Source organism: Bacillus sp. PK3_68 (genome assembly GCF_003600835.1).
Taxonomy (GTDB): domain Bacteria; phylum Bacillota; class Bacilli; order Bacillales; family Domibacillaceae; genus Pseudobacillus.
In genome coordinates this window covers 4,193,257-4,207,445 of the sequence record NZ_NQYC01000001.1, presented here as the reverse complement: position 1 = coordinate 4,207,445, position 14,189 = coordinate 4,193,257, and the positions used below count along the sequence as shown (strand labels likewise).

The window sequence follows — 14,189 nt, the reverse complement described above, 5'->3', positions numbered from 1 at the left end:
ACAAGCAAAAGCGCCAGCTTAAAAATCCTAACAAACATACAGACGTGCTGCATTCTTGTTACCATTTTTAAGCCGGGGCAAATCTTCTTAATTCTCTGATTTACCCCGGGAGTACTACGTTATTGCAGAGTGGCTAGATTATTTTCCTTCAGGCTTTAAAGGAACCTTCACTTCACCGTTTTTAACTTTTTCTGTCCATTCTTGAACGGCTTTCTTTACGTCCTCACTTAAATTATCTTGAGTTGGAGCAATGCTTACAGCGTTGTCTTCAAGACCGTATTCCAGCAATTCCCCACCTGGGAACTTTCCTTCTTTTGCTTTTGTAGCTAGGTCTTTTACAGCGATATCTACACGCTTAACCATAGAAGTTAATGTGATATTTTCTTCTTTTCCATTGACTGTCACTTTTCCTTCTTCAGCTTGGTCACGGTCAACACCGATTACCCAAACATCTTTATCAGGGTTTTTCTGCTTTTCGTTTTTCGCTTCTGTAAATACTCCATTACCTGTCGCACCAGCTGCATGGTAAATAATATCGATGCCTGATCCATACATAGCAGAAGCCATTTGCTGTCCTTTGTCTGCTTTATCAAACGCGCCAGCATACTCAATTTTCACAGTTGCTTTAGGATTAACCGCTTTCACACCAGCCTGGAAGCCAGCTGCAAATTTGTTAATTAAGTCACTGTCAGTTCCACCGATGAAGCCAATTTTATTGGATTTAGTAGTCAATCCAGCTGCTACACCGACAAGGAAAGAACCTTCATGCTCTTTAAATGTAATGCTTGCTACGTTATCTTGGCCTTCGATCACATCGTCAACGATAGCAAAGTGGCTGTCTTTACGCTGTTTTGCTACTTCTTCAATAGCTGGCTTAAGTTTATAACCAATTCCATAAACCAGATCAAATTTATTACGAACTGCTGTATTTAAGTTCGTTTTGTAGTCAGCATCTGACTTTGATTGGATATAGTCATAGCCGCTTGTTCCTTTTTCCAGGTTGTTATCCTTGCCAAACTCCTGTAATCCTTCCCAGGCAGACTGGTTAAAGGATTTATCATCCACTCCACCTACATCGGTAACCATAGCTACTGTAAACTGATCATCTTTCTTGTTGTTGCCCTTTTGGCTTTTCTCTCCATCATCATTGCCGCCACCGCATGCACCAAGGATCGTACCGGCTGCAAGAACAAGGGACATGGCAAGACCAAACTTGCGTTTTGTCATCAAGATAACCTCCTAAAATTTAAAGTTAGTAGAAATGTTTCCATAAAAGCTAGAACCGCTTTCTCAAGACGTGGAAACTGAATTTATCCGCTTTGAAGTAGTTCACGGAGTAAAGAATCGGCTGATCTGTTTCATCAAAATGCAATTGTTTTAAGATGAGCAGAGCAGTTTCAGGATCGCATTGAAGAATGGGTGACACTTTCTCATGATAGCCAAACGGTTCAATTTGGGCGACCGCGTGGGAGATCTTCCGACTGCTTGTCCGATCAAGCAGTGAAAAAAGTGATTCATCGCCATAGTTATAACTCTCCGGATAATAGTTAACCGGAATCTTATCCAAACAATAGACAACCGGTTCCCCGTTAGCTGTGCGCACCCGTTCGATTACAAATATTTCTTCGTCCGGTCCGCAGTCAAACCGCCGCATATCTTCTTCAGTCGGGTTTTGTATACCCGAATTTAAAAAGATCGTTCCCGGCTCCATATTTGCTTGAATGATCATGTCCGTTACACTCTTCAGCTGCTCAATGCCTGAGGTAAACAGCGGTTTTGCGTTTACAAATGTTCCGACTCCATGCCTGCGGATAATGACATTTTCCTCTTCAAGAATACGCAGGGCCTCTCTTAGGGTAGCACGACTCACCCCTAGCTGCTTGGCTAGTTCGAACTCGGAAGGAAGCTTTTCTCTCTCCTTATAAACCCCTGCTTCAATATCTCTTTTCAAACGATCAATTACTTGAAGGTATAAATGCCGGCTATCCGACTTTATTGTCATGTAACCACCCACTTTCTTACAACGTCAGACCTCTGATGTATAACATTTCTACTAATTTAAGTTTAAGATAGCACTTTTTGTCCAGATTGAAAAGATAAAATCAATGATTCATGTTATTTGTTTTTTATGTATACAATTCCCTCGCATAATTATGAAAAACCCCTTGATTAAGCCTATATTTAACTTTATAATTATTAGCTCGACGTGAAAAGGACATTCATCATAAAAGCCGCCGGATAGGAAACTCGGCGGCTTTGTCATTATTGCATATGCTCCTCTGCCTGTTTAGAAATTAAAACTGTTCGTGGTTTGCTGCCTTCATATGGGCCAACAACTCCTCGCATTTCCATCTCATCGATCAACCGTGCTGCACGGCTGTAGCCAATACGAAATCTTCTTTGCAGCATAGAGACAGAAGCAGTTTGCATATCTGCTACCAGCTGAACTGCCTCTTCATATAGCTCATCCTCCACCTCACTCGTCGTTTCCGGTGTATCGTCAGGGATCATGTCTTCTTGATATTGCGCTTTTTGTTGAGAAATCACATAATCAACGACTTCTTCTACTTCTTCATCAGATAAAAACGCTCCCTGAACGCGGATCGGCTTGGAGGCGCCTGAAGGAAAGAAAAGCATATCCCCACGGCCTAAAAGTTTTTCCGCTCCTCCCATATCCAGGATGGTTCTCGAGTCTGTCATTGAAGATACGGCAAAAGCAATTCTTGACGGAATGTTTGCTTTGATTACACCGGTAATGACGTCGACAGAAGGTCGCTGAGTGGCAATGATTAAATGAATGCCTGCTGCTCGTGCCATTTGGGCAAGCCTTGTAATAGAATCTTCTACATCGCCCGAGGCGACCATCATCAAGTCAGCCAGCTCATCAACGATAACAACAATATAAGGAAGAAGCGGCTGCTTTTCTCCTGTCTCTTCGTTATGGCGTTTCACATGGGTGTTATACCCTTCAATGTTTCTCGTTCCGCTGTGAGAGAACAGATCATATCTACGCTCCATTTCTCCTACGACTTTCTTCAGTGCTTGGGAAGCTTTTTTTGCATCTGTTACAACCGGCGCCAGCAGGTGAGGAATGCCATTGTAAACATTTAATTCCACCATTTTCGGATCAATCATCATGAGCTTGACCTCATGCGGTTTTGCCCGCATTAAGATGCTAGTAATAATCCCATTTATACAAACACTCTTCCCACTTCCTGTAGCTCCGGCTACGAGTAAATGGGGCATTTTGTTTAATTCAGCCGATACTGCCTCTCCGGTAATGTCGCGTCCAAAAGCAATCATTAGCTTGGATCCTGGTTTTTCATTAGCACTTGCTTCTAATACTTCCCGAAGCGAGACCATAGCTACCTCCGAATTAGGCACTTCGATTCCAATAGCCGATTTTCCGGGGATTGGCGCTTCCATCCGGATATCCTTTGCGGCTAACGCCAGGGCGAGGTCATCACTTAAACTAACAATCTTGCTGACTTTTACCCCTACATCAGGATGCACTTCATACTTAGTCACAGCAGGCCCTAGGTGAACCTGGGTGACTTTCGCTTTCACACCGAAGCTTTGGAATGTTCTTTCTAACTTCGCTGCATTTGCATGGATTTGTTTGTATTCTCTGCTTTGGTCCGTTTGCTGGGGCCTTGTTAACAGGTTAATCGAAGGAAGCTGATAATCTTTGTTTTCTACCTCTGTAAAAGTCATAGAAGGTGCTCGATCATCCTCTTCTTTTTCAGCGGCCTGGGCTGGCCTTGCCTTTTCTTCTTTTCCCCGTTCTAGAACGGGCTCCGCTTCCTCCTGATAAGCACGCTCGGTAAAACTTGAAATAATCGGCTCCGGAGCCGAATAATTGTCTTCATTATTAGTCAATGGGGAATGTGGCTCTACTGTTCTTTCAGATGCTCTTTCAGGTATTTTTTCATCCTCTTCCACCCGATCGGCCCGTCTTGTCTTTCTCTCATCCTTCCACTCTTTCATATCTTGGAGAAATACAGCCCACTGCTTTTTAAAGTTTTTCTGACCGGCTACAAATAGCTTGTTAAAAATTTCTCCAAACGACCGGCCGGTAATTAAAATCAAACCAATCATGATAAGAACGAAACTCAAAATTTTTGTGCCAAGCGTATCAAATAAAAAGTAGGAAACAGCAAATAGCGTGGCACCGATCATCCCGCCTCCCAGGTCGTGGCTGCTGGCCGTTCCTTCTTTTACCTCCAGCCAGTAAAGATCCCATGTGTTAATTAAGACGCTCGGCTCATTAAACGACCGACCGTTTCCAAGCAGCTCAAACAGCTTTACATGACTTAAAAGTAATACGCTCATCAAAATAACATACAGTCCCACCTGTTTCCTACGAAACAGAAGAGGCCTCTTACGTTTTGCCATTATGTAAATTCCATAAAGGATCGCAGCGATGAAGCCAATCATATACCATTCGCCGAGGAAAAATCGAAAAAAATAAACGAAAGCATTGCCTACTGCGCCGAGTCTTATGATGCCGATGAGGCTCAAGGCAATGGTGATAATTCCAATTAACTCCAGCTTAATCGCTTCTTTGATTTGCATTGATTTTTTTGTCCGCTTGGACGATTTTTTCTTCTTTTTATTTGCCATAGCTCCCACCTAATCATTGGATTAAAACAAAAAGCAAGAAAGCAGCCGATGGGGCTGCTTTCTATATTATAGCATATTTGTTCGTATCTATCTAACGATGTTTAAAGGGAAATGAATTGGCCGGGTGTTACTTGCTGGTTTAAATAGTGGGACGGATCGGTACTGAGAATCCGGACAACTTTATAGCGATTTTCCTCACGCTCTGCAAAAAGTGGAATACCGTTCCACGAAATAAATTCCAGATTATTCCCTTGAGTATCTTCGGGGTAAATGTGCTCATACGGCATGACTGTGTATAAAATCATTGGATCATCGCTCCGCCTTGTTCTTTAGCAGCAATCAATTCATTTAGCTTCCTCATCGCTTCCCCGATTCCGCCTACTTCTTTAATTAAGCCGTACTGGACAGCGTCCTTGCCAACTACATTTGTACCTATATCCCTTGTTAAGTTCCCCTTTGCCAACATTAGTTCCTTAAACTTTTCTTCTGAAATAGCTGAGTGCTTTGTAACAAAATTGACTACTCTTTCCTGCATTTTATCCAAATACTCAAAGCTTTGCGGAACACCAATCACGAGACCAGTCAGCCGGATTGGATGAATGGTCATAGTAGCCGTGGAAGCAATAAAGGAATAATCACAGGAAACAGCAATCGGTACACCAATAGAATGCCCTCCTCCAAGAACAATGGAAACGGTTGGCTTTGACAATGAAGCAAGCATCTCAGAAATAGCGAGCCCTGCTTCAACATCTCCTCCCACAGTATTTAAAACAATGAGCAGCCCCTTGATTGAGGGGTTCTGTTCAATGGCCACAATTTGCGGAATGACGTGCTCATATTTTGTTGTTTTATTTTGCGGAGGGAGCTGCAAGTGCCCTTCAATTTGGCCAATAATAGTGAGGCAATGTACAGGAGAATCACTTGAAAGCTGGGGGACATTTGTCTGTCCGAGCTGTTGAATTTTCTCCATTAAAGAAGATTGGGGTTTCTCATTCTGTTCTTCCGGCTCTGTTTCTTCCATTGTTTTCTTTTCTATATCCATATCCAATTTCTCCTTTCGAAGGCGACGCATTCTAACGCCTAACTTGTATATGAATATTCTCTTCATCCTGACTGATATTATTCAAAAGCATCAGAGAACAATAAACAAAAAAAATAAGCCCGAAGGCTTATTTTTAATTTTATCATTCGTAGAGTATCTTCTTTTTATCGGTGGAATAACAAAGACTTTTCCGCCGCTGAACGAGCGCCTTCCGCTTTTCTATTGTCCAGCTGCAGGCGCTAGCGGCTCGAGGTCATAAGCCCATCCAGCCAGAAGATTAAAAAACAACCTTCCAGCTGGCTTGTCTTATGCTTGTCGCCGCTGAACGAGCGCCTTCCGCTTTTCTAGACTTCCATGATGATGGGAAGGATCATTGGACGACGTTTCGTTTTTTCAAATAGGAATGAATTCAGTTGATCTCTAATATCTTGCTTAATGCTTGACCAATCAAAAGATTCGCCAGCCATATTTTTTTCTACGATATCAGTGATTAATTTCGTCGATTGCTCCATCAGTTTCTCGGACTCTCGTACGTACACAAAACCACGCGATATGATCTCTGGACCGGAGACAATCCGTTTTTGTTTTTTGCTTAGCGTAATGACGACAATGAAAATTCCATCCTGTGACAAAAGCTTACGGTCTCGCAAGACGATGTTGCCTACATCTCCTACGCCGATTCCATCAATCAGGACATTGCCTGCAGATACTTTAGAGCTGACGCGCAATTTATCGTTTTTATATTCAATCACATCCCCTTTTTCAGGGATATAAATGTTCTCCACGGGTACGCCTGTTTGAGCAGCTAGCTTGGCATGGGCTTTCAACATGCGGTATTCACCCTGAATAGGAATAAAATAACGTGGTTTCATGAGATTGAGCATAAACTTTAAATCTTCTTGGAAGCCGTGACCAGAAACATGCACTTTACGGCTGCCTGTTACCACATTTGCCCCGGAACGATAAAGAAGATTCACTGTCTTTGCCATAAGCAGCTCTAATCCCGGAGAAGGCGTAGCCGTAATTAAAACTGTATCCCCCTCTTTAATTCTTACGAGCTTGTTCGTTCCTTTTGCCATTTTTTGCAGTGCTTCAATTGGTTCTCCCTGCACGCCCGTTGTTAAAATTACAATTTCATTTTCCGGATATTCAGCAATTTCCTGCAGGCTAACCAATACATCTTCTTGAACATTTAAATAGCCTAGCTTGATCGCCACATCGTTCACACGCTGCAAGCTTTTACCGCTGACGGCCACTTTGCGGCCATTCTCGTAAGCAGCGTCAAATACTTGCTGGATACGAATTAAATTGGAGGCATATGAAGCGACAATAATACGTCCTTTTGCCATATGAAAAGCATCCGATAACTGGCTAGCAATCACTTCTTCAGACGTTGTGTGGCCCGGGCGCTCTGCCTCTGTAGAATCAGATAAGAGCATAAACACCCCATTCTGGCCAATTTGAGCCATCTTTCCAATATCAGGTGAATAAAGACCTTTTGCGGCCTGATCAAACTTAAATTCCCCCGTATGCACGATGGCTCCTTCGGAAGTGTGAATGGCTACACCAACAGAATCCGGAATGCTATGAGTTGTGCGGAAAAATGTTACTTCCACACTATCAAAACGGAGCCGCGTATCTGAATGCACCGTATAATACTTTACTTCTTCCTTTACGTTCTCCTCACGTAAACGCATTTTTGCCAAGGCAATTGTCAGCTTCGTTCCATACACAGGCGCTTTAATTTTTTGCAGCACATAGCCTAACGAGCCGATGGCGTCTTCATGTCCGTGCGTTAAAAAGATCCCTTTAATACGTTCTTTATTATCAATTAAATAAGAAATATCAGGGATGACGATATCGATTCCGAGCATTTCATTTTCCGGGAACATGAGCCCGCTGTCAATTATAAAAATCTCTTCATCCACTTCGACTACCGTCATATTCTTTCCAATTTCACCTACTCCGCCAAGCGGAATCACTTTAATCGTTTCGTTTTTTTCTTACTCACTATAAATTTCCTCCTATACTTAAGAACACCCGTCCCATCACATTATGTTTATTATAAGGGATGAAGGAAAGTAAAGCCAATACTATCTGTCTCTGGGAAAGCTTTTATCTGATTTTAACAAAAAAATCCCGACAAGCGGGCTCCTGCTGAAATGAGGCAGAAAAAGCTTTCTGCAGCTGTATCAGCCAGGAGACCTCAACCTATCGGGAATTTTTTTCGTTTACACTAATTTCTGTAAAGCGGTACGTTCAGCTTCTGTAAGTGGAACGAGCGGCAAACGTACAGACCCCATATCCATGCCTTTTAACTGCAAGGCCGTTTTAACAGGCACTGGACTTGGAGAAGCAAATAATTGTTTAATCAGCGGCAAAAGCTGTTGATGAAGTTTTGCTGCTTCCTTGTAATTGCCATCTAAAAAGGCTGAAACCATTTGTTGCATCTCATTACCTGCAACATGTGAAGCGACAGAAACGATACCAACTCCTCCAATTGAAAGGATCGGAAGTGTCAGGCTATCATCGCCACTATACACCTGAAAGTCATCGTCTGTGCCAGCAATGATTTCAGTGACGGCGTCTAGATTTCCGCTCGCCTCCTTCACTGCCACAATATTAGGCAATTTAGACAATCTAATAATCGTTTCAGGCTCGATATTCACACTCGAACGTCCAGGAATATTATAGAGCATCACGGGTAAAGAAGTCGCTTCGGCAACCGTCTTAAAGTGCTGATAGAGCCCTTCCTGATTCGGTTTATTATAATAAGGGGCAACAAGCATAATAGCGTCCACGCCCGCCTCTTCAGCTTTCTTTGTCAACTCAATAGACTGTCGCGTATTATTGCTACCAGTACCCGCTATAACAGGTACTCGTCCATTGGCTACTTTAACTGTATGGCGGAACAAAGCGACCTTTTCTTCCGCCGTCAGAACTGGAGATTCTCCAGTAGTTCCAGCAATAACAAGTGAGTCTGTTCCATTATTTATTAAATAATTCACCAGTTGGGTCGTTCTTTCAAAATCAACATTTTCTTTTGAGTCAAACGGTGTCACCATAGCAGTTGACACCCGTCCGAAAGAAGTCATACTCCTTTTCCTCCTTCAAACAGCCGGCTTAGTTATTTTCATATTCAAACTGATCCTCGTGCAAAAGGAAAGCATCATGAAGCGCGTTAACCGCCGTTACGAGCTGTTCGTTTTTAACGAGCACCCATATAGTTGTATGACTGTCGGCGGATTGCAAAATACCGACTCCTTGTTCCGACAAGGCCGTAACAATTTTAGATGTCACACCCGGTACGCCTGTCATGCCAGCACCGACGACTGATACTTTTGCACAGTCTTTCTCCACGTCAGGCTCATAATCCATTTCTCTTAAAACAGAAATAGCACGATCAGCCATCTCTCCTGCAACCGTATAAACTACACCTGTTGGAGAAATATTGATGAAGTCCACACTGATCTTTTCGTTGGCCATGGCTTTAAATACTTCCGCCTGCAAGTTATACTGATCTTTTTTCGCCTGTACTTTAATCTGTGCTACATTGCTCACATGGGCAATTCCTGTAACGAGGCGCTCACGAACGTCCGGCCCTTGATTCGGCTTCGTAATCGAAGTAACAAGCGTCCCAACGCCGTCAGACTGAGTAGAGCGGATACGCATTGGCACTTTGGCCTGCATAGCAATCTCCACAGCACGGGGATGAATGACTTTCGCTCCCTGATAAGCCATGTTGCACACTTCAGTATAAGTAACAACAGAAAGCGGCCGCGCCTTCGTAGCAATACGAGGATCGGCTGTCATGATTCCTTCGACATCTGTAAAGATATCTACCCACTCTGCCTGTAGGGCAGCACCGAGAGCAGCAGCCGACGTATCGCTTCCTCCGCGTCCAATTGTTGTAATGTCACCCGTTTTAGAAGCTCCCTGGAAACCAGCTACGACGACTACATCATGCGAATGAAGGGCTTTTAGCAGCCTGTCGCATCTCATTTCAAGGATTTTAGCATTCGTATGGTCATCATTTGTTATAAATCCTGCCTGAGCCCCAGTCATGGCACAGGCAGTTATGTTGCTCTCCAATAACATATTTGTAAAGACGAGGCTGGATATAACTTCACCGCAAGACAAAAGCATATCCTGCTCTCTCGCTGTCAGTTTCATCTCTGTTCCATTAACTAGAGATAAGAGTGTATCTGTTGCATAAGGATCTCCCTGTCGTCCCATCGCAGAAACAACCACTACAACTTTATATCCTTCTTTGATCGCTGATTCAATATGCCGCTTAGCGTGGCGGCGTGATTCTTCACTGCGGACGGATGTGCCGCCAAATTTCTGTACGATAACTTTCACTATAAACACCTCTGCATTTCCGTGATGAGATCATCCTACGATCACTTTTCTTTTACAAGCTCCATCTCAATCAATGTTTCAGCAATTTGAACAGAATTCCAGGCAGCTCCCTTGAGCAGGTTATCAGAAACAACCCACATATGGAAGCCTGTTTCTTCATCCAGGTCTTTGCGCACCCGTCCAACAAATACTTCTTTCTTTCCGATGCAATGCGCAGGCATTGGATACACTTGTTCATCCGGATTATCTTGCAAAACTACCCCTGGTGCATCCTGCAGTTTATGTTTAATATCAGCTGCTGACAATCCCTTAGTGTCCACTTCAAAGTAAACAGACTCCGAGTGCCCAGTTTCTACTGGAAGGCGTACACACGTAGCTGCTACACTAAGCTCTGGCATGTGCATAATTTTCTTTGTTTCATTGATCATTTTCATTTCCTCAAACGTAAAGCCGTTTTCCTGAAATTTGTCAATTTGAGGAATGGCATTAAAAGCAATTTGATAATGCTTTTTATCACTGCCTACTGGTAAAATTTCTGGCGTTACTTCTTTGCCATCAAGAATATCTTGTGTTTGGCTATACATTTCATTGATGGCTTTCGCTCCTGCTCCAGATACAGCCTGGTAAGTCGATACAATCACCTTTTTTAAACCGTACGATTGGCGGATGGGTTCAAGAGCAGCCACCATTTGAATCGTTGAACAGTTCGGGTTAGCAATGATTCCATTATGTTTTCTTAAATCTTCTTTATTTACTTCCGGCACAACGAGCGGAACATCTTCGTCCATGCGGTAAGCGCTCGTGTTATCCACAACAATCGCTCCCCGTTTCACTGCTTCTGGAGCAAGCTGTTTAGAAATGCTGCCCCCGGCACTGAACAAAGCAATGTCGACTCCTTCAAAGTTCTCGGGCTTTGCTTCTTGTACAATTACTTCTTCCCCTTTATAAAGAATCGCTTTTCCTGCAGAGCGTGCAGATGAAAGCAATGTTAATTTACGGATTGGAAATTCTCTTTCTTCTAATGTTTGAAGCATTTGTTGGCCAACTGCTCCAGTTGCGCCTACAAGAGCAATATGAAATCCTTTTGTATTCATCCTTCTTTTTCCCCTTTCAAATTCCCTATGAACAAATAGACTTGTGCATATGTAATAGTTTTTAAACAATATTAAATAGTAAAAAAAAATAGAATAGCACTTTTAATAGCTACTATTTTATCATATTAAAGTTCGAAAAGAGCAATAAAATGCTGAGTTCTTAAAAAAAGAGAAAAAAGGGGAGAAATTAACTCCCGTAGCGGAACCGTTCAATAATAACCGGCTGTAGTTGCTTTCCTTCTAGAGCGGATTCGATTGTCTCTGTCAGACTGTCCATTCTCGCTACCATAGAATTTGGTTTTTTTATCGGATCATCCTGACCAAACGGAACAAAATACACATTTTTTACAGGCATAAGCCTCATAATGTTCATTCCATTTAAACCGAGGGCATCATTGGTTGAAATTCCGAGAACGACAGGCTTCAAATTCCGCAATGTCGCTTTAGCCGCCATCAATACCGGTGAATCTGTCATGGCATTGGCAAATTTGCTAAGTGAATTGCCGGTAATTGGAGCAATCACCATGCAATCGAGTGGGATTTTTGGACCGAGCGGCTCGGCTGCCACGATGGAATCAATCACTTTTTTCCCTGTCACTTTTTCAATCTTCTCTACCCATTCTCCCACTTCACCGAAGCGTGTGCCTGTTCCTTTTACCGTAGCTGTTACAACTGGAACTACGTCTGCTCCAAGTTCGACAAGCTTCTTAATTTGCGGAAACACTTCCTCATACGTACAATGAGAGCCCGTAATGCCGAATCCAATTCGCTTCCCTTTTAATGACATCTTCTAATCTCCTTTCGTAGTATTTATGTCTCCTAACAAGTCCGCAATCACGCTCGCTAAAATCTGTCCGGCGGTTTTTGGGGCCACAATTCCCGGCAACCCTAAAGCAAGGATTGCTTTGATGCCTCGCTTTTTGGCAAATTGAAAGTCTGTTCCTCCTGGCTTGGAAGCTAAATCAATAATTAACATATGAGGCTTCATCCTGGCGATGGATTGTGCGGTAATGACTAAAGAGGGAATTGTATTAATAATGATATCTAGCGACTCTGCTTCTTTAGGGAGCTGGTCAATGGAAAACGGTGTCAGCCCCATTTCAATTGCTCGCGCTAAATGTTCGCTCCTTCTTGCACCAAGCTTTACATTTGCCCCTAAGCTGTCAAATGTCCTAGCCACGCTCATTCCTACTCTGCCCATGCCAAGAACAGCAACAGAAGAGCCATGTATGGTAAAATCCGTTTGCTGGATTGCCATCATTACTGCGCCTTCCGCAGTTGGTATGGAATTATAAATCGATACATCATCCCGGTCGAATAGGCGAATGAGTGTTTTTCCTGTTTGTGCAGCAAGCTTCGTCAGTACCGGAGGACTAATGCCTGTAAATAGAATGCAGTGATCGGGCGTTTTTTCAAGCATGCCTTGCGTTAAACGGAGATGATGAGATGAAAAGATTGCTTCAATTTCACCTGTTGGTTGCAAGCCAGCTACCGGTAGAATAATGGCATCTAACTCGTTAAAAGGCAGTTCCGCCAGCTTCTCCTTTACCGCCCCCGTAAAGCTTTGTTCGAGTTGGTCAAACCCAACTAGATACACTTTTGCATCAAGTTCTGTTAATTTCCTGATGATTTCAAGCTGGCGGGCATCTCCGCCTAACACAGCCACCTGGAGCCCTGTCAGCATCGTTTTCACCATCCCTTTCTTCTCGCTTCTACATTGTATGAAAAAATAGAATTTCGGTGAAATGAATAAAAAAATCTCTTGCTATATGCAAGAGATTTTTTCTAATTATATAGTAACGGCCCCTGGAAACTTTCCGTCTGGACTAATCAAAGCCGCCGAATAATCATTGTTGAAGATTTTATTGCCGAGATTATTCACCTTCTCCATCGTTACTTCATCAATTAAACTGACGATTTCATCAAGCGTACGATGTTTCTTTAACAACAGCTCATTCTTACCATTGCGGCTCATGCGGCTATTGGTGCTCTCTAGGCTGAGCATTAAACTGCCTTTTAGTTGCTCTTTGCTATTATGCAGCTCTTTACCGCTAATTCCGTCCGCTTTCAACGTAGCTAGCGTTTGCTGGATTGTTTCAAATAATTCGTCTAGCTGTTCTGCTCCAGTGCCGCCATATATCGTGACAAGTCCGCTATCTCTAAAAGAAGAATGATAAGAGAAGACCGAATAAGCAAGCCCACGCTGTTCGCGTACTTCCTGGAAGAGCCGGGAAGACATGCTTCCTCCTAAAATATTATTCAAAACAATTAAATTGTACACATCTTTATGGCCAATCGGCAATCCTTCAAATCCGAGGCAAAGATGCGCCTGCTCAGTTTCTTTTTTTCGGGCTACTTTTTCTGTAAATGTTTCAGGCGATATCGCATGATCTGGACGTTGTCCCCCTTGATAAGAGCCGAAAAGCTTCGCTGCATGCTGAACTAGCTCTTCGCTGACATTGCCTGCAATAGAAATAACAACGCGATCAGGTGTATACATATCATGCATGTATTGTTTTAGTTTTTCCCTTGTAAAAGAAGCCAGTGTTTCCTCAGTGCCAAGTATCGGATAACCAAGCGGATGACTTTTATAAAAAGCCTTGCTCAGTAAATCATGGACAATGTCATCTGGTGTATCTTCATACATCTTAATTTCTTCTGACACTACACTTTTTTCTTTATTCATTTCTTCCTCAGCAAAAGCCGAATTAAAAAACATATCGGCCAGCGTATCCACAGCATAAGTCGCATGATTATCAAGCACCTTAGCATAGTAACAAGTATACTCTTTCGAAGTGAACGCATTGACCTGTCCACCGATGCTGTCAAAGCTTTCGGCAATCTCTTTTGCTGATTTTGTATCCGTCCCTTTAAAAAACATATGTTCTAAAAAATGGGAAATACCATTATTTTCAGGTGTTTCATCTCTTGAACCTGTCGCGATCCAGATACCAATAGCTGCTGACCGCACAGTCGGTATTTCTTCCATTACTATTCTAACCCCATTGTCACAAGTAAACTTTTTTATCAATGTAATCCTCCTATTTCAGCCGCTGTAAAAAAGCCGA

At 42.8% G+C, this 14,189-nt stretch carries 12 protein-coding genes; all 12 read right to left on the bottom strand.

Annotated features, from left to right (window positions below):
• Positions 1-138: 138 nt before the first annotated feature.
• Complete coding sequence (locus CJ483_RS21085; RefSeq protein WP_120037344.1) at positions 139-1,227, bottom strand: BMP family lipoprotein; 1,089 nt, start codon at positions 1,225-1,227, stop codon at positions 139-141.
• A 49-nt stretch (positions 1,228-1,276) separates the two neighbouring features.
• Positions 1,277-2,002 carry a GntR family transcriptional regulator gene (locus CJ483_RS21080; protein ID WP_120037342.1) on the bottom strand — a complete coding sequence of 242 codons (726 nt, stop codon included), beginning with the start codon at positions 2,000-2,002 and terminating at the stop codon, positions 1,277-1,279.
• A gap of 260 nt (positions 2,003-2,262) precedes the next feature.
• Positions 2,263-4,623, bottom strand: a complete 2,361-nt coding sequence (locus tag CJ483_RS21075) for a DNA translocase FtsK (RefSeq protein ID WP_120037340.1) — start codon at positions 4,621-4,623, stop codon at positions 2,263-2,265.
• Between the two features lie 101 nt (positions 4,624-4,724).
• Positions 4,725-4,928, bottom strand: a complete 204-nt coding sequence (locus CJ483_RS21070) for a YlzJ-like family protein (RefSeq protein WP_120037338.1) — start codon at positions 4,926-4,928, stop codon at positions 4,725-4,727.
• Complete coding sequence (locus tag CJ483_RS21065; RefSeq protein WP_120037336.1) at positions 4,925-5,665, bottom strand: ClpP family protease; 741 nt, start codon at positions 5,663-5,665, stop codon at positions 4,925-4,927. Before CJ483_RS21065 ends, CJ483_RS21070 begins: the two co-directional genes overlap by 4 nt.
• Positions 5,666-6,009: 344 nt before the next feature.
• Positions 6,010-7,647: a ribonuclease J gene (locus tag CJ483_RS21055; RefSeq protein WP_275064570.1), complete on the bottom strand. Its 1,638-nt coding sequence runs from the start codon at positions 7,645-7,647 to the stop codon at positions 6,010-6,012.
• A gap of 249 nt (positions 7,648-7,896) precedes the next feature.
• The gene (dapA, locus tag CJ483_RS21050) at positions 7,897-8,760 is read right to left on the bottom strand and encodes a 4-hydroxy-tetrahydrodipicolinate synthase (RefSeq protein WP_120037332.1); all 864 of its coding nucleotides are present in this window, start codon (positions 8,758-8,760) and stop codon (positions 7,897-7,899) included.
• A gap of 28 nt (positions 8,761-8,788) precedes the next feature.
• Positions 8,789-10,027 (bottom strand): aspartate kinase, encoded by a 1,239-nt coding sequence (gene dapG / locus CJ483_RS21045; protein ID WP_120037331.1) that lies wholly within the window; start codon positions 10,025-10,027, stop codon positions 8,789-8,791.
• Between the two features lie 41 nt (positions 10,028-10,068).
• The gene (gene asd / locus CJ483_RS21040) at positions 10,069-11,121 is read right to left on the bottom strand and encodes an aspartate-semialdehyde dehydrogenase (RefSeq protein ID WP_120037329.1); all 1,053 of its coding nucleotides are present in this window, start codon (positions 11,119-11,121) and stop codon (positions 10,069-10,071) included.
• Between the two features lie 187 nt (positions 11,122-11,308).
• A complete protein-coding gene (locus CJ483_RS21035; protein WP_120037327.1) occupies positions 11,309-11,908 on the bottom strand; it encodes a dipicolinate synthase subunit B in 600 nt (199 codons plus the stop codon).
• 3 nt (positions 11,909-11,911) lie between these two features.
• Complete coding sequence (gene dpaA / locus CJ483_RS21030; RefSeq protein WP_120038187.1) at positions 11,912-12,805, bottom strand: dipicolinic acid synthetase subunit A; 894 nt, start codon at positions 12,803-12,805, stop codon at positions 11,912-11,914.
• Between the two features lie 105 nt (positions 12,806-12,910).
• On the bottom strand, positions 12,911-14,152 hold the full coding sequence (locus CJ483_RS21025) for a M16 family metallopeptidase (RefSeq protein ID WP_120037325.1): 1,242 nt from the start codon (positions 14,150-14,152) through the stop codon (positions 12,911-12,913).
• Between the last annotated feature and the right edge of the window lie 37 nt (positions 14,153-14,189).

What these genes read in the sequence shown, in the direction of transcription:
- CJ483_RS21085 (WP_120037344.1), bottom strand. Translation starts at nt 1,227, where the DNA reads ATGACAAAACGCAAGTTTGGTCTTGCCATGTCCCTTGTTCTTGCAGCC.
- CJ483_RS21075 (WP_120037340.1), bottom strand. Translation starts at nt 4,623, where the DNA reads ATGGCAAATAAAAAGAAGAAAAAATCGTCCAAGCGGACAAAAAAATCA.
- dpaA (WP_120038187.1), bottom strand. Translation starts at nt 12,805, where the DNA reads ATGCTGACAGGGCTCCAGGTGGCTGTGTTAGGCGGAGATGCCCGCCAG.
- CJ483_RS21080 (WP_120037342.1), bottom strand. Translation starts at nt 2,002, where the DNA reads ATGACAATAAAGTCGGATAGCCGGCATTTATACCTTCAAGTAATTGAT.
- CJ483_RS21070 (WP_120037338.1), bottom strand. Translation starts at nt 4,928, where the DNA reads ATGATTTTATACACAGTCATGCCGTATGAGCACATTTACCCCGAAGAT.
- asd (WP_120037329.1), bottom strand. Translation starts at nt 11,121, where the DNA reads ATGAATACAAAAGGATTTCATATTGCTCTTGTAGGCGCAACTGGAGCA.
- CJ483_RS21035 (WP_120037327.1), bottom strand. Translation starts at nt 11,908, where the DNA reads ATGTCATTAAAAGGGAAGCGAATTGGATTCGGCATTACGGGCTCTCAT.
- dapA (WP_120037332.1), bottom strand. Translation starts at nt 8,760, where the DNA reads ATGACTTCTTTCGGACGGGTGTCAACTGCTATGGTGACACCGTTTGAC.
- CJ483_RS21065 (WP_120037336.1), bottom strand. Translation starts at nt 5,665, where the DNA reads ATGGATATAGAAAAGAAAACAATGGAAGAAACAGAGCCGGAAGAACAG.